20 protein-coding genes and 1 tRNA gene are annotated in these 14,900 nt (G+C 51.3%); 18 read left to right on the top strand and 3 right to left on the bottom strand.

Translation table 11 applies throughout. From position 1 onward, the window contains the following. Window positions 1-116 precede the first annotated feature (116 nt). Complete coding sequence (locus SH451x_RS03745) at window positions 117-524, top strand: hypothetical protein (RefSeq protein WP_479361068.1); 408 nt, start codon at window positions 117-119, stop codon at window positions 522-524. Window positions 525-797: 273 nt separating this feature from the next. Here SH451x_RS03745 and SH451x_RS03740 read toward each other — a convergent pair whose 3' ends face one another. Continuing rightward, the gene (locus SH451x_RS03740) at window positions 798-1,076 is read right to left on the bottom strand and encodes a hypothetical protein (protein WP_479361067.1); all 279 of its coding nucleotides are present in this window, start codon (window positions 1,074-1,076) and stop codon (window positions 798-800) included. A gap of 429 nt (window positions 1,077-1,505) precedes the next feature. Next, the gene (locus SH451x_RS03735) at window positions 1,506-2,624 is read right to left on the bottom strand and encodes an IS110 family RNA-guided transposase (RefSeq protein WP_479361066.1); all 1,119 of its coding nucleotides are present in this window, start codon (window positions 2,622-2,624) and stop codon (window positions 1,506-1,508) included. A 260-nt stretch (window positions 2,625-2,884) separates the two neighbouring features. Here SH451x_RS03735 and SH451x_RS03730 point away from each other — a divergent pair, with 260 nt between their 5' ends. The 16 genes from SH451x_RS03730 (at window position 2,885) to SH451x_RS03655 (ending at window position 13,330) form a co-directional block, all read left to right on the top strand. Continuing rightward, window positions 2,885-3,340: a hypothetical protein gene (locus SH451x_RS03730; RefSeq protein ID WP_479361065.1), complete on the top strand. Its 456-nt coding sequence runs from the start codon at window positions 2,885-2,887 to the stop codon at window positions 3,338-3,340. 125 nt (window positions 3,341-3,465) lie between these two features. Next, complete coding sequence (locus SH451x_RS03725; protein WP_479361063.1) at window positions 3,466-3,963, top strand: hypothetical protein; 498 nt, start codon at window positions 3,466-3,468, stop codon at window positions 3,961-3,963. Between the two features lie 226 nt (window positions 3,964-4,189). Further along, the gene (locus SH451x_RS03720; RefSeq protein ID WP_479361062.1) at window positions 4,190-5,269 is read left to right on the top strand and encodes a pentapeptide repeat-containing protein; all 1,080 of its coding nucleotides are present in this window, start codon (window positions 4,190-4,192) and stop codon (window positions 5,267-5,269) included. A gap of 294 nt (window positions 5,270-5,563) precedes the next feature. Further along, window positions 5,564-6,673: an alginate lyase family protein gene (locus SH451x_RS03715; protein ID WP_479361060.1), complete on the top strand. Its 1,110-nt coding sequence runs from the start codon at window positions 5,564-5,566 to the stop codon at window positions 6,671-6,673. A gap of 61 nt (window positions 6,674-6,734) precedes the next feature. Further along, entirely contained in the window at window positions 6,735-7,280 is a 546-nt protein-coding gene (locus SH451x_RS03710) for a hypothetical protein (protein ID WP_479361058.1), read from the top strand. Between the two features lie 104 nt (window positions 7,281-7,384). Continuing rightward, on the top strand, window positions 7,385-7,678 hold the full coding sequence (locus tag SH451x_RS03705) for a hypothetical protein (protein WP_479361057.1): 294 nt from the start codon (window positions 7,385-7,387) through the stop codon (window positions 7,676-7,678). Window positions 7,679-7,895: 217 nt separating this feature from the next. Next, complete coding sequence (locus SH451x_RS03700) at window positions 7,896-8,429, top strand: hypothetical protein (protein ID WP_479361056.1); 534 nt, start codon at window positions 7,896-7,898, stop codon at window positions 8,427-8,429. 136 nt (window positions 8,430-8,565) lie between these two features. After that, window positions 8,566-9,186, top strand: coding sequence for a hypothetical protein (locus SH451x_RS03695; RefSeq protein WP_479361055.1), 621 nt, complete (start codon window positions 8,566-8,568; stop codon window positions 9,184-9,186). 68 nt (window positions 9,187-9,254) lie between these two features. Then, window positions 9,255-9,632 carry a hypothetical protein gene (locus SH451x_RS03690; RefSeq protein ID WP_479361054.1) on the top strand — a complete coding sequence of 126 codons (378 nt, stop codon included), beginning with the start codon at window positions 9,255-9,257 and terminating at the stop codon, window positions 9,630-9,632. A gap of 174 nt (window positions 9,633-9,806) precedes the next feature. Then, window positions 9,807-9,968 (top strand): hypothetical protein, encoded by a 162-nt coding sequence (locus SH451x_RS03685; protein WP_479361053.1) that lies wholly within the window; start codon window positions 9,807-9,809, stop codon window positions 9,966-9,968. Window positions 9,969-10,133: 165 nt separating this feature from the next. Next, window positions 10,134-10,556, top strand: a complete 423-nt coding sequence (locus SH451x_RS03680; RefSeq protein WP_479362875.1) for a serine/threonine protein kinase — start codon at window positions 10,134-10,136, stop codon at window positions 10,554-10,556. Continuing rightward, window positions 10,553-12,277 (top strand): phage/plasmid primase, P4 family, encoded by a 1,725-nt coding sequence (locus SH451x_RS03675; RefSeq protein WP_479361052.1) that lies wholly within the window; start codon window positions 10,553-10,555, stop codon window positions 12,275-12,277. The genes SH451x_RS03680 and SH451x_RS03675 overlap by 4 nt, the downstream gene beginning before the upstream one ends. Then, the gene (locus tag SH451x_RS03670) at window positions 12,274-12,435 is read left to right on the top strand and encodes a hypothetical protein (RefSeq protein ID WP_479361050.1); all 162 of its coding nucleotides are present in this window, start codon (window positions 12,274-12,276) and stop codon (window positions 12,433-12,435) included. Before SH451x_RS03675 ends, SH451x_RS03670 begins: the two co-directional genes overlap by 4 nt. 195 nt (window positions 12,436-12,630) lie before the next feature. Continuing rightward, window positions 12,631-12,765 carry a hypothetical protein gene (locus SH451x_RS03665; RefSeq protein WP_479361049.1) on the top strand — a complete coding sequence of 45 codons (135 nt, stop codon included), beginning with the start codon at window positions 12,631-12,633 and terminating at the stop codon, window positions 12,763-12,765. Between the two features lie 99 nt (window positions 12,766-12,864). Further along, window positions 12,865-13,098, top strand: coding sequence for a hypothetical protein (locus tag SH451x_RS03660; protein WP_479361048.1), 234 nt, complete (start codon window positions 12,865-12,867; stop codon window positions 13,096-13,098). Next, window positions 13,079-13,330, top strand: coding sequence for a DUF2924 domain-containing protein (locus SH451x_RS03655; RefSeq protein WP_479361046.1), 252 nt, complete (start codon window positions 13,079-13,081; stop codon window positions 13,328-13,330). Before SH451x_RS03660 ends, SH451x_RS03655 begins: the two co-directional genes overlap by 20 nt. Before the next feature lie 313 nt (window positions 13,331-13,643). Here SH451x_RS03655 and SH451x_RS03650 read toward each other — a convergent pair. Next, window positions 13,644-13,716: transfer RNA gene (locus SH451x_RS03650), tRNA-Arg, on the bottom strand. Between the two features lie 266 nt (window positions 13,717-13,982). On the opposite strand from SH451x_RS03650, the gene SH451x_RS03645 reads away from it, so the two are divergent. Then, on the top strand, window positions 13,983-14,885 hold the full coding sequence (locus SH451x_RS03645; protein WP_479361045.1) for a hydroxypyruvate isomerase family protein: 903 nt from the start codon (window positions 13,983-13,985) through the stop codon (window positions 14,883-14,885). Window positions 14,886-14,900 lie beyond the last annotated feature (15 nt).

Genomic DNA, 14,900 nt, shown 5'->3' with positions numbered 1-14,900 from the left:
GGACGCGATTGACTTTAGAGACTTTATTTGCGGCCACTCGGTGATGGACGCCGTTCTGCAATCTTTCCTAGAATTCGAATTACGAACTACTGAACTCAGAATGCGGAAGTAGTTATATGCCTCGCGGCGTTTTCATGCTTGCAACGCTACAATTGTTAGCCGGCATTTGCAGCATCTATTTTCTCGTTGAGCTCCTGCTATCCCGACATCAAGACAATCTAATTATAGGGGTAATCGGATTAGTTTATACGGGATGTCTAGGTACCTCCGGACTTGGCCTTACACTGCGAAAAAGGTGGAGTTGGCGAATATCCGTAATCGCTCAGTTCCTCGCCATTGCCTTTGTATTTGCTGTAGCAGCACTTGCGATCATTGGTACCTTTACTGTTTCCAGAGATTTTGCATACGCAGAAGTTACAGGAGGCCTGCTCGTTCTCCTTGCTGCTGTTTTGATATCGATTCCAAGTATACTTTGTTTGTTATACACCTTGAAGTCAAGTGTGCAATCTTACTATAGCCAGTAGGCCGCTCTAGCATTCAAAGAGCCGAATTGCAGAACATCTACATGGCCTTTGAAGTCAAGTAGTACGTACGGGTAGACACGGTAAAAGTTTGCCATTTTTTTGTAGCTTGGTTTCGTGAGTTCCCTTTCGCCTTCGCCCTTCACTCACAGTTGCGTTGGTGAAGGGCGAAGGCGGAAGGGAACGGACCAACTCGAATCAATTCCGAATTTTCTATCACTCAGATCGAAACGTTTGTTCTTGTTCCCTTTTGTCGAGCTCGGAGCTTGCACTCTCTCACCCGACTCCTTTGGCTACGGTACTGGCTTGGCTTTTCCTGGGGGGAGTCCGCTCGCGGGCCGAGCTGATGCTAGCGGTTGTCTTGCGCGTTTCCTTGTCGCTGAACTGCCCCGCTCGCCGCAGCGAGTCGGACCACGTGCTTCCCAGCAAGGCGGTTGCGTTCAAACATCTACCGGTGCTCTGCCAAACAACGCCGTGAAGCATTGCTCGGTGTCGGTCTGCGGCTGCTCCGAGGAGCTTACCACATTTCAATTGACCGACCGCATAGAAACTCATTCTGACCTGCTCGCTGCTATTCAATAGGGTTGGCTTTCCGGCCACGCGCGCTCTTTACGAGTCACGCAGACGCGGTTCCAGTTCGGGTTCAGCTAGTCGCTCAGGTGCAACGTTTGCCTCAGTTCGGTGGAGTACTCCTGGTCTTCTGGATGGTTCTACTGGTTGGTTCTCTTCTGTAAGTAAAACGCTTCGCCAAGCCTCCAATCAATGCGCGTAAGCTCGAAACATGCGTCCGAGGAAAGCCTTTCAGGTCAGGCGGCTCCTCAGGGAGCCTCTGCCTACAACGACGGGTTCTTTCGCAGCTCTCTTAAAACGGCTCTGTTTCCTAGTGGCTTAGTTCGCCGGCCTGGCTGGCTTGGCGAAGCGAGTTCTCTTGTGTGTTAGGTTCCTATAATTAAGGTGGTGTGTAAAACAAAGCTGCTTCGTTGGTTAATAGCTGAGTAAGCGGTTGAGGTCGAAGACTTGACGACGTCTAAGCATAAAGTAGACGGCCCGACCAAGCTTGACGGCCAAGATCGAGTTGGCTCGAGCCACTCCGTGCTTGCGTTCGATTCGCTGGCAGAAGGCTTTCACTTCTGGCGACTGGCGTTTGATCAGTGGTACGATTTCGCTGAACGCCCATTTGAGATACGCGTTGCCAATCTTGCGACCGGGCGAACCGTAGTTCTTGCCTGCTGAAGTATGCTGACCGCGAACCAGCCGAGCATAGGAGAGGAACTTCCCGACTTCACCAAAGCGTCGGATGTTGTGGATCTCGTAGAGGATCGTCATCGCGATAATGCGTCCAACGCCGGGGATCGTTTGTAGCAAGAAGAAGTTGTTAGGGTCGTGAACTTTGGCAGACCGCTCGAGGAAGACTTCCAGGCGTTTGATGTGTTGATCGTAGTCGTGAAGCAGTCCTAGGTCGGTTTCGACGGAGAAGTGCAGTGAGGGATCGGTGAAGGCATCGGCGACTCCGGCGCGGTTACTTGCATACTGGAGCTTTTTGGTCAGTGGCAAGTTGGCTTGATGATGCAGGTGGGTTAAGTGCGTGAGCGTTTCGCCTCGGCGGCGTACCAGATGCATGCGTCGCCGCAGCAGATCGCGAGTGCTGCGCCAGGCGGCGGGATAAGCGTAGGCGACGGCAAAGTTTCCACCGCGAAGCAGGTAGGCGAGTTTTTCGGAATCGATCGCATCGTTTTTGACTTTGCCGGCATGGATAGCGCGTAGATAGAGGGCGTGGCCCAGTACAAAATGGATGCGTTGAGCTTCGCACAGGTCGCAGAGCCAGTACCAGTTGAAGGTCGATTCGCATCCGATGACGAGGTTGGAGCGAAAGGGCAGTAGTTTTTCGAGGAAGGTTGCCGTATCGCGGGTATGGAAGTTAGCGTGGAGTCGTTTTTCTCCTTGGGAATCGACGACGCAGGCGTACATACTGTTGGCGTGTAGGTCGATTCCGCAGTAGAATTGATGCTGATTTTGATAGAATTTCATCGTGCGTGTCTTCTTGGGTTGAGGGTGAAACAGTTTTAGCCAGCGATAGATTTCGCTTTGGAGTGTAAGCTCCATTGACGAATGTTTTACAGCTCCGACTGTAATGGAAAAACTGCCTCACCCAAGGAGGCCATGATGAGTATCAATGCGTTGCACCGAAGATGCGTAAATTGCCGTTTTTTGAATTTAGGTTTATCGCCGCATCTCGGTGAACGCGGTCGTTATGTCGTATGAGTCGTACGAGGAACAACGCGGAAATGGGAAGGGCGAGGCTAGGTGATTTTGCTTGCTTCTTGTTGTCGTTAACCGCGATGGTGATCTCTTTTTTTGCTATAATGTTTGGATGGTCAATCATTGATTTGCTCGGAGGACGTTTGGAAACCTCCCGTTTCATTCATGATCACTCTGCACTGGTCAAATCGTGGAATGAGAACCCTCTGGTTTATTCTTTTGCAATTCAGCCTGATGCGGATCACTCTGGAACGCTCGCAATTAGAATTGACGTCGAAGACAGGAAAACATATGAGTTGATTGAAAGAGATTTGGACGGTATCTGGGAGTTAACATTTCCACCAACTTTCGAGATCAACATACGCTCGGGAGAAGAGTTGGACAATAACTATGGATTCGCCGCTTGGGGCGTAGGCCTCGCTATGGTGGCAGTATTTCGTATCGGCATAGCTGTTGCTTTGTCGGTCATCTCTTTCTTTGCGACGATTTGGTGGCTAGTCGTTCGACCGACGCGATCCCGAAGACAGAACATCGATCGATCTAGTAATGTCTCGACATAACCAAGCGGTGAACCGAAGCCGCCGAGGGCGTGGGTTTTGCTATCATATTTGTTTGCGGCGGCTCGGTTACCGCCGTCGTTCGCCAACGTTCGCCGACTGATGGACAAAAGAAACCTCACTGGACAATGAAACGCTTCTCGTTACGAACGCTTTTGATCGCGACGACTGTGATTGCATTGCTCATGGCTCTTCCAATTCGGCGTGCAATCGATCAGAAACGCGGACGCGATTGGGTAGCTTCCCAGAACGGCCATGTGACTATGAGCGTCTCGAGTTACTACAATCAGGTCACTCGTCAATGGGCTGACAGCGATTCCCTTCCCGCTCCTCAATGGATTGTCGACGCTCTGGGTATCGACTTTTTTGACACAGTCAAAACTGTGACGCTCGACAATATGGAGGTGAAGGACTTGTCTCCCATAACGGACTTACGCGACCTTTGGGGACTCAATATTATCATCGAAATCGACGATCAACTTGACTTTTCACCTTTGGCTGAACTCCCCAAGCTACGCCATCTACATCTCGACTACACCAATATCAGCGCCGAACGACTTGCTAAATTAAGGGAACTTTTGCCGAATGTCCATGTTGACGCAACGAATCATCCACCACCAGACTAAAGCGGCGAACCATCGGATGCACCCGAGCCGGCGAGTCGGGCGTTTTGACAATGAAAGATTTCTCGCGCCGACCGGGTGATCCGCAACGTTCCCGCTGTGAAAACCGACTAGTCGCGATTGACATACCGATCCCGCTGCCGTGCTCATAAAAACGCAAAGGTCACTCCCTGTCATCAATTTTCGGCTTTCAATACAAATACATCACCACTCTCCCCTGAGGTTCGCCTTGCTTAAAGCACTCCTTGCCATACTGCTCTGGTTGTGTAGCTGTACCAAAGTTGGTTTCGCAGACACATACTCTCCAGCCATAAATCGGGGGCCGTTTGTTGGCGATCTCAAGTTTGGTAGAAACATGGTTGCGAAGGGGCACCGTCTTTGGGGATGTGAGATTGTAGGACAAGACCTACGTAACTCGACGTTCGACGATTGTGACCTTGCAGGTGTAACGTTCCGGCAGTGTGATTTGAGGGGAGCTACCTTTCGCAAAGCGGTTTTATTCGGAACTTTAGTCGATGGTTGCGAATGGGGAAACAACGATTTCACCGATGCGGTTATCAACGGAATCATTCGCCAGAATGAGGCTGAAAGCACGGGTATGACCGCAGACAGCCTTTTGACGACCTGGTCCTTTAAGAACAAGAACCTGTCGAAATGTTACGTTCCTACGGACAACGGGAAAGGATATGATTTTAGCCATTTCAATTTGTCGGACGCATGTCTGGTTGACGTTAAAAAGGCGTCAATAATTAGTTGCAATTTGCACAAGACCACCTTTAGCGGATGTGATTTGACAAAATTCGATTTCAAAGACGCTAACCTGAACAGCTGTAAGATTCAAGCTTGCCAAGTGAACTATCAGCGACTGAAAGAGAAGTGCGGCTTTATGTACGGATGTTCGTTCGAGAATGTGGAGTTCCAAGGCGAGATAGACTTGAGTGAATCGGCGTTCGGAGGGCGTAAACTGACTGGCTTTACCACTGATGTAGCCAGACTAACGAATGCCAATGTCTCCTGGCTGACTACGAATCTGCTCAACGCGAAGAACGTAGCCGATACACAAAGCTTCAGGGTTGGAAACTTGGTCAACATGACTATTAATCGTTGCGATTTTTCGGGCGTCGACTTTTCGCGACAAGTCCTTGTCAATACTCAATTTTATGAATGCAAATTCGACGGTTGCAACTTTGAAGATGCGGTGATTACCAACACGGCTTTCGAAGATTGCACTGGCCTGACGCGAGGCCAGTTCTCTTCCACATGGAATTCCAAAGTAGGCAGGCTCGAAGGGGTCGTACTTCCTAAATAAAGCTTATCATACTCTTACAATCGCAGAACTTAGCGCCACTTCAATTGAATTACGAATATACTCCAAACCGTATATTCGGGTTCCGAAAACACCGGGAACAAAAAATTGCAGCCAAGTGCTCGGTCGACCGTAGTGACTTGCGTTGAGTCTCCCTCTCGCACTCGCTGAATTTAGGCGTTCGTCGCTGACTGCTTAACACAAAACTTTTCCTAGGAGCTTGCCCCTTTGAGAGCCCTCCCATTGAGGACGTTTGTACTGTTGCTTTTGGGAACATGGACAACCATGGCTTCCGCGATGGACTTCATCCACCCGGGCGGAATCAATTCAGCCCCGGAACTTGACTTCGTCAAAGGTCGGATCAAAGCAGGAGCCCAACCGTGGAAAGGCGAGTTCGAACGGCTCAGGGACTCGGGTTATGCAAACCGTGGTGCACATGGCCTGCGCAACATCGACTCGAATAGCAAGGACGCAGAGCTCTCACGCGACGACGCGATTGCGGCCTACGCTCAGTCGCTCCTGTGGTGTTTCACTGATGAGGATGTATACGCGCAGCGCTCTATCGCAATCCTCAACTCCTGGTCCACGCTTGCAGGGTTTACCGCAGGTTCCGATCAGGACCGATTGCAGGCCGGTTGGATCGGATCGGTCTTCGCTTCAGCGGCGGAGATTATGCGGGGGCATCCTGATTGGGCAGCGCGCGACGTCGAGAAATTCCAAGGCATGTTCAGGAGGGCTTTCTATCCACAGTTAACGATCGCAAGTAACTGGAATGGGAATGTTGAGTTGTCACAAATCAATGCATTGATGGCGATTGCAGTCTTTAATGAGGATCAGCACGAGTTCTCGACGGCGCTCGATCGGTTGCAGATCCGTAGCCGCGCATACTTTTACTTGAAGTCTGACGGTCCAAAACTATCAACGATTGCGGGCGACGGAGGCGATCCACAGGCATTTTGGTCGAATCCCAAACGGTTGATTGACGGGCTTACTCAAGAGACCTGCCGCGACAACGGGCACCATTCCCAGTTTGGCCTTGGTTCGGCGCTCCATGGCGCCGAGATCGCTTGGCATCAGGGCGTCGACGTGTACGCCGAGAATCAGGAGCGATACGTAGCAGCAATGGAGTTGCTGGCGACCCAGTTCCTTTCGGATTCAATGCAGGGTGTCTGTGAGAATGACGCGCCGACGGCAAACCGCTTTGATGCTTGGGAGGTTGGATACAATCATTATCATCACCGCAAGGGACTGTTGCTTCCGAACACCGAGAAGTTGATTGAGGAGCAGATCCGGGCGAAGGCTCCGAGGGCCGTTTGCAACTTGGTCTTCGACATGTTGACGCATAGTGGGCTTCCAAAAGTGCTGAACAAGGCGGTGAACCCGAGCGGCGGATCGGGCGGTTTATGAAATCAACGATCCTTGGCCGCCGCCGGGTTACCTTGGACGTTCTGCCCAAAGGAGTGCGCTTGTGAAGAACTTTGTTTGGCAACATGCAGCCATTGCGGTACTATGCACATTGATTGTTTACGTGCCGCCTGTATACGCTCAGTCCAATGCGGCGGAAGCTAAATCGGAAATGCCACTTCAGCCCATTCTGCCGCCGGTTGTGCAAAATCCGGCGGACGCTTCAACAAAAATACCTCTTCAGCCCAGACAGCCCGGTGGGCACTTGAGCAATAACTTGGGGACGTACTTAACCATCGAAGGCGTGCTGTATGACGGCAATGGAAAGGTGGAGTCCAATTCACTAGTCGTGGACACGGTCAATGGCAAGCGGCTGGAAGAACCTGTTCTAATCCTAATAAAGAATGTTCGACTGCCCGGCAAGGAACGATGTGTTCTCAAGGGCTATGAACTTGGTGCGATGATTGGCAGCCCTCCCGCGCTTCGTGAGGCTGCCGAAGAACAAGGAGAGAAGTACAACGAGCAAAGTGCCGCCGCATGGCGGTGGCGGCCATTCTTCGTCGTTTTGCTTGCCGCTAAACCGAAGGGACTGGCGGTCGAAACAAAGTAGGGCATAACCAAGCGGTGAACGGGAACCGCCGTTGACGCGGGTTTTGAAATCATAGTTTCTTGGCGGCGGCCCCGTTACCGCCATCATTCTGTTGCAACGACAAAATGCATCTACTTACGATACTCGCAACGACTTCACCGGAGCATGCCGATCATGGAAAATATGGTGGTGCATATGTGTCCTGCTGGATTGATCGAGACAATTTTGCACTCGCCGAACAGGTTGCGCGATCGATAATTGCCGAGAGTGGATGGAACGTTATTCGTGTCGAGGAAACTAGTGTAGTCGACGATTCGACATATGAGGACGACCGAGACTGCCGCCAATACTACGAGCAAGCTCTAATCGACAAAGAGGTGCTGGTGTTTCATACTTTCCCAATCGATTCTCCAAATTGATTTGCGGTTAGAATGTTTCCCAACATGAGATGTTCGTGCCCCTAAGGTCCGAGAAAACTAGTTGCGAGGCCAAGAAGCCACAGAACAAAGCGATGCACGTAAGTCGCCGATCGGCCGCGATTTTTAATCATAGTTTTTTGGCGGCGACTACGTGATCACGGCCGTTATCCTATTCAACGCGCCTGGACCCACTTAACCTCCGAGAACCTTAAAGAGTATGGCAGACAACCAAGACAACGAGACCTATAGCGAGCAATACATCTACACGTTCATGGACGCTGCTGGTCGTGGGTTGCCGGTGGACGCCAGCAGTGTCGTGCTGACCGAAATGCAGATGCGCCACAATGCATTTGAAGTTGAGATGACTGAAGCCGCACAAGATTTGCTCGGCGAAATGCCGCCGATCGGTGATCCTGCACTCGTGGTAGTGATAGAGGATCTTGTTAAACGCATTCAATCGGGTGAGGTGATCAAGTGTAAGACTACGTTTCCCGCTGCCGCCCTTGGAGTTCTGTGGGCATGGCATATCGTGATACGTTTTCAATGGCAATGGCGAGCGGTCAAAAAGGATTGGTGGGAGACGTTAGCGATTGCTGATCCCGACAACAAATATGTGATTTTACCCGTTCAATTCATGCGCGGAGTCGCCAGCAGTAATGAAGTTGAGAGATCGCCACATGAGATCATTGACGCGATAGAACAAGGACGTCTTCCAAATTCTGAGGCGGGAGGCCTATTGCGAATCGCTTGAAAGATTCGGTGTCAGCCGTTTTAAATCGATCGTATAGCAAAAAATGCACCCGAGTTGCCGCTCGGGCGTTTCCTGAAGTTGAAGTCTCTTGGCGGCAACCGGGTGATTTTGGTCGTTATGTCGCAAACCCTGCTAGATGACAAATCCATACGCTTCACCTCAGCTTTCCTCCGATGAGCAAGTAGATCCGCACGCCTACGCTCGGGTTGCTTTTGGAATGTTTGCATTCGCTGGTACTGCATTTGTCTTGTGGATCATCATAATTGCAGCATTTTTTCGCAGTTCTGATGCTGCATGGCCCGGTTGGGTTTCTCTGATCCCTGCGTGTTTGTGCGGTATTCCCACTTTCAGGATTTCAACTCGTGAAGGAACACCGCTTTTATTCGCTCTTTGCATCGTGTCTACCTGCTTGCTCATCGCGATGCTTGCGATCGGCTATTCTTTCGTTCCTGAAGGAGTTCGTCTAAATCTGGTTCCTGATCGCGAGTTGGGCTTCGCTCCAGTACATTGGTTGCTTATCGTATTTGCGACCATCTCCGTACTTTCTGGGGTATTTGCTCATTTGCGGTCACGGCGAAACCTTCGTATCGATGCTCGAATCATATTAATCGTATCGCTTTTGCTCTCGGTCGCTTATGTAGCGTGGTGGACCATCGCTGCTTACTCGGCAGCCACAGGGCGACATAACCAAGCAATGCACGCTGAGCCGCCGAGCGCGTCAACTTTGCACAACAACATCACTACAGCGGCCAGGTGATGGCCGACGTTAGCGGAACATCACCGACCTGAGGAATTCAAGTCCACGACATCGCATTGGCGGCTGAAATGCACGATAAGAAACTACGGTTAGATGGCGTGTATCGGACCTCCTCTCCGATCATCTTGGACTCCGACTATGGAGAGACAATCTCTCTTTCCCTTCGATTTAGACGAAACTGCACTGCAGGCTACGCGAGTCGCCTGAATGAAGAGTTTGACGTTGAAGAAAAATCCGAAAAAACCAGTTTCAAAGATTTTGGCGAATCAATGGTTCGATTCTCGTTCGACGTGGGAGTCTGGGAGACAGAATGGGAAGGCGATCCCTGCGATGAAAAACTGCGATTGACTTTTCGCATTGAAAGATACGGCGGAGGGCCAGCGGCGCCCCTAAAGTGTGTGGTCGAGGGCGAGACAACTCTCTTATACACACCAGACCGCGAATAGCACCAAGGAAAGTTAAGTCTGCTAACCAAGCGATGCACGCAAGTCGCCGGTAGGCCGCGATTTGGAATCATAGTGTTTACGCGGCGACTGCGTGATCGCCATCGTTCTGTCACCAAACAGCCGCGCATTTCAAATTTTTAGCTGCTTAACAGCACTTGTAGTGGATCGTACCAAATGGAATTTGAAGAGCTCTTTCGCGGTCTTGTTCCTGACATGACGCCTGCGGATGTGGCTTCGATCCTTGGGCCACCAAAAATGATCGAAGACACTAACGTTCCCAAGGGCAGTAGCTGGGGAACGCAGAAGGCACTGAAACACAAGATTCACGGAGGTTAGCCATTACTGCAATGGACGTATCTTGACGACAATCATGACTATGTGGTTTGGTTTGCGAGACCAGTGAATGCGTGGCTGCTGACACTTCGCCTCGTACTACCTTCCGGCATAGCATCTGATCGAACCCGCGAGTGAAAGTATGTCAGGTACTGTGCCCGAGCTACCATTTGGATATATGCCATTAGCCTCACACGCTCCGGCACACTTGCTGGCACGCCACAATACATGTCACCCGAGCAAGCTCGCGCCGAAACGGTCGATCACCGCAGCGACTTGTTCAGTCTCGGCAGTGTGATGTATGCCATGTGCACCGGCCACGCTCCCTTCCGAGCCGAATCTAGCTACGGCGTCCTACGCTTGATTACTGACAAGGAAGCGAGACCAATTCGAGAGATCAATCCGGATGTTCCTGAATGGCTGTGCGAGATCATCAGCAAGCTGATGGCGAAACAAGCGAATGATCGGTTTTCAACCGCTGAAGAAGTCGCTGAGTTACTTGAAAAGTGCTTGGCTCATGTTCAGCAAGACGTCACCTTTGCGAGTTGTCACCGAGTGGATGTTGGCTTCAATATCAAGGAAAGGACATGAATGGAAAAGATTACCGCGCTGATATTACTTCGTTCCGAGGGCGTCCAGTTTACAGTAACTGGCTGCTTCCTCCCGGGCACGTCATGAAGTTGAAGGAATTCAAATTGAAATTCGGTTCCAGGAAAAACGACGCGTTGGAAAGAGGGTGGGTAATCGATATCGACATGGACCATCCGCGAGTAGTGGAGCTTGCCCCGAAGTATCTACCGCCAACTTCAGCCGTCTTCGGTCGACCGTCTAACCCTCGTTCGCACTGGCTTTACCGCGTGAAGAGCCCATGTGCCACCAAGAAGTTCCGAAGTAAGTCTGCAGGAATGATTGTCGAGTTACGTTCGACTGGGGGGCAGACTGTGTTTCCGCCAAGCGTGCACGAATCAGGCGAAGATGTTACTTGGTGTAACGAAAGTATCGTGCCCGCTGAAGTTCACCCTGATGCGTTGCTCAAGAGCGTAAAGCAACTGGCCGATGCAGTCTTGATTGAACTTGGCGAGAAAGTACTCCCGAGCGAAAGAACAAATCTCCAATCAGCGTTGTCATTGCCTCGTTCTGAATCAACACGTATGCCAGCTAGCGGCGAGAAGTCCGAACAGTGTCTCACGGCGATGCGTCGGATCATGCATGGTGACAATCAAGATGGCTCTCTTCGGTTGTTTGTTTGCGCATGCCCCTCTTGGCTCGACCATTCACCAGCTTCGCCTCATCCGACGGAGATTGTCGCTTGTCGCTCATCTCTGTTGCACTTGCCAACCATGCTTCATCTGCCACCGACGCCGCAGTTCTTTACGACCAGTGCGTTAGAGTTTGATCATGATCCTAATGCACCTAATCCCATGGCTTGGCACGGATTCTTGCATCGTTTGTTTGATGGGGATCTCGAGTCCCTAGATCTGCTTCAAGAATGGTTTGGCTACTGCCTGACCGGTGATACTTCGCAACAAAAGATGCTCTTAATCGTTGGCCCTAGGCGAAGCGGCAAGGGGACCATAGCTCGTGTTCTCGCCAAACTGATCGGCGCCGGCAACGTTTGTGGACCAACCACATCAAGTCTATCCGGCCCTTTTGGACTTCAATCGCTAATCGGCAAGAGTCTAGCCATTGTCAGCGATGCTCGATTCAGCGGCGACAATATCGCGACGGTCGTTGAGCGTCTCCTGTGTATCAGCGGAGAAGACACTCTGACTGTAGATCGCAAGAACATTGCAAGTGTTACGCTCAAGCTTCCCACAAGATTTATGTTTCTGACCAATGAATTTCCTAAACTGAATGATTCAAGTGGTGCTCTAGCTGGCCGCTTTGTCGTTCTCCGCTTCACGGAGAGCTTCTATGGATGCGAGGACAAGGGATTAACGGCGAAGTTGCTGTTCGAACTACCCGGCATCTTAAACTGGGCAATCGAAGGTTGGCAGCGGTTGCATGAACGAGGATATTTCGTTGTGCCATCCAGCGTTCGAGCCATTGTCGAAGAGATCGAAGACCTCTCCTCGCCAGTAGCCGCCTTTGTCCGCGATGAATGCATTGTAGGTGCGGGACATCGCATCTGGGTAGGCGATCTCTACGCAGCGTGGAAGGCATGGTGCGATCGCGAGGGCCGTACACTCGTTACCACGAAGCAATCCTCCGGCCGCGATCTGGCTGCGGCGGTGTGCAGCATCAGTCGGCGTCGTGGTGCCTCCGATCAGACGTTCTACGACGGGATCGATCTCAAACGGAGTCGGCAATGACTGTAGCTACTGTAACAGACCGTAACGTTACCGTCACAAGCAACTTTGCTTCAGTGACGGAAGCCAAGCCTTGCGCCACAAGGACTTACGTGCTTACCGTCACGTACCGACACGATGATCCGAACATCTACGCAGGTGCGCACACACACGCATGGTAATAGCCCAAGTTGCAATGGCTACCGTCGTGACGGTGTGTGTCGGTAACCAGCTCGCATCAGTGAGTATCGAAATCACAGGAAGCAACATCAGCCAGTTGAACAGAGCTGAAGCTTTGAGAATCAACGCGAACGTTACGCCGCGCAGGATAACGTCTAACGAAACCGAACTCACTGATTGCCCAAGAGTACCTATTAATGCCATGGACTCGACGCAGCACCAACGGTGCCCCAAATCAACGCGACCAAGGTGCTGAAGTGATGGCAACAATAGTCGAGCGGGTCCTCCCCAGCCAACTCTTAGACCAAGGCCGGTCGGATCAGGGGCAATAGGACACAGAGTTTGTTACGGCAAGCGGTCCGGAAATTGAGTAGGCGATCGAGAATTGGGATTAGCAAGAAAGGAAGCAATACATGGGAGAAAATGCAGGAATGAATCAACTTACGGCGGAACAACGACTAGCGGAAATCGCCGCGTGCCTGGCGCAAGGCATTGTTGAGTTACACAAGCGAGGGCGACTTAGCATAAACGACAAAGAGTTTCCGACTGACTCGCCAGCTTCGCTTGACTTCGGTTCGAAGTCAGGGCTCTCTGTGAACTCGGGTTCTATATCGGGTCTTTCAAACACTTATGAAGGAGCAACCAATGTCTTTGAATGTGACTAAAGAGGTCGCCTTGCTCAAGCAGATGACGGTGGGCCAGTTGCGTGAACGTTACTTGAAAGTGACTGGCGAAGCGACGCAAGCCGCCAATCGTAAATGGCTCGTGCGTCGCATCATCTGGCGCATGCAGTCGATCGACGAAGGGGGCTTGTCCGAGCGAGCAATCGCACGGGCATCCGCCCCATCGCCAAGACGCTCGACTGGAGCAAACAACGTCAAATGTGGCGGGAGCTGAAGAAGACGCTGGCTGTTAACCCTGCAGTCGACTAGTTTGGGCGCTAGTTCGGTGGGTCGGAAGCATTCGGCGTTGTAACAAGCAACCACTTATCAACCAGAGAGCGCGATAGTTCGCGGTTGAAAATTCCGTTCAAACGGAAGCAACATACGAAAAACTTGCTCGTGGTAAGAAAAGTGAGAGCGCGGCGAGCCAAGACCTAAAATTCAAAAATGCCCAAAACATTGGGTATTTCAGCGATCGATGCGTCGCGCAAGAAAAGCTCTCAATCCGCGAACTGGCGTGTCAGCCAAAGTTCGCAGGATGAGACTAGCACGCCCGAGAGGACTCGAACCTCTAACCCTCGGTTCCGAAGACCGATGCTCTATCCATTGAGCTACGGACGCGTATTGCCGGAAAATGCCGCTAGGGCGTCTCCGATAAGCGACACTGTTTGACGCTCTGCCCGAATTCTACTAACTATGAAATACCTTTAGAAGGCCTCTCTGCAACATTCTGGCTTTAACCAGTCTGTTGTTCATCAGATAGGGCCCGCCGCATCGACTTAACAAAGCTTCCTGACGACGCTACCGCTCGGATAATTGGCTGAATTCGGCTATGATAGTGCAGACTATCGGAAATTAAGTTCAAATTCCTCTCGGGATTCCCACCCATGAACGAACCGCAAAAAGCTCCCCTCCTAAATCGTAGAAGTTTTGGACAAGTTGCCGGCTTGGCGTCTGCTACCGCCGCCGCTACCCTCGCGTCCACCCCCAGTTTCGCTCAGGATTCAACAAAGAAGGACTCCAACGTGACCGCCTCCACCGGAAAACTCGCTCAAGGCTTTTGCAGCTGGTGCTTCAACGACACTTCGCTTGATGAACAGTGCGAATGGGCCAAAAAGCTCGGTATGCCCGGCATCGACTTACTGGGTCCTGACCAGTTTGAAACAGTCAAAAAGCACGGCCTCGTCTGCACGATGGTTACCTCGCACCCTCTAACAGATGGCCTGTGTGATCCAAAATACCACGACATGGCTCTCGAAAAACTCAACGCAATGATCGAGGCCACTAGCAAAGAAGGCTGGAGAAACGTGATCTGCTTCTCCGGAAACGCTCGTGGAATCGATCGCGAAACGGGCATGAAAAACTGCGTTGATGCGTTAAAGAAGATCACGCCGGTCGCTGAGAAACACAAAGTCATCTTGAACATGGAACTGCTGAACTCACGCGTCGATCATGCAGACTACATGTGCGATCGCAGTGACTGGGGCATCGAACTTGTGAAACGCGTCGGCAGCGATAACTTCAAACTGCTATACGACATTTACCACATGCAGATTATGGAAGGCGATATCATTCGGTCGATCCAAAAAAACCATCAGTATTTTGGTCACTATCACACTGCGGGCAATCCAGGCCGACACGAATTCGATGACACACAAGAGTTACATTACCCCCCAATCGCGAAAGCCGTCTCCGAGATCCCTTTCGATGGCTACTTTGTCCACGAGTTTATTCCTACTCGCGATCCATTCGCTTCGCTGTCCGAAGCTGTCAAAATTTGTACCGTATAATCGACCGCACACTAA

Source organism: Njordella aestuarii (assembly GCF_056494165.1).
The sequence above is the reverse complement of the archived record's forward strand: the minus strand, read 5'-3'. Positions and strand labels throughout refer to the sequence as shown.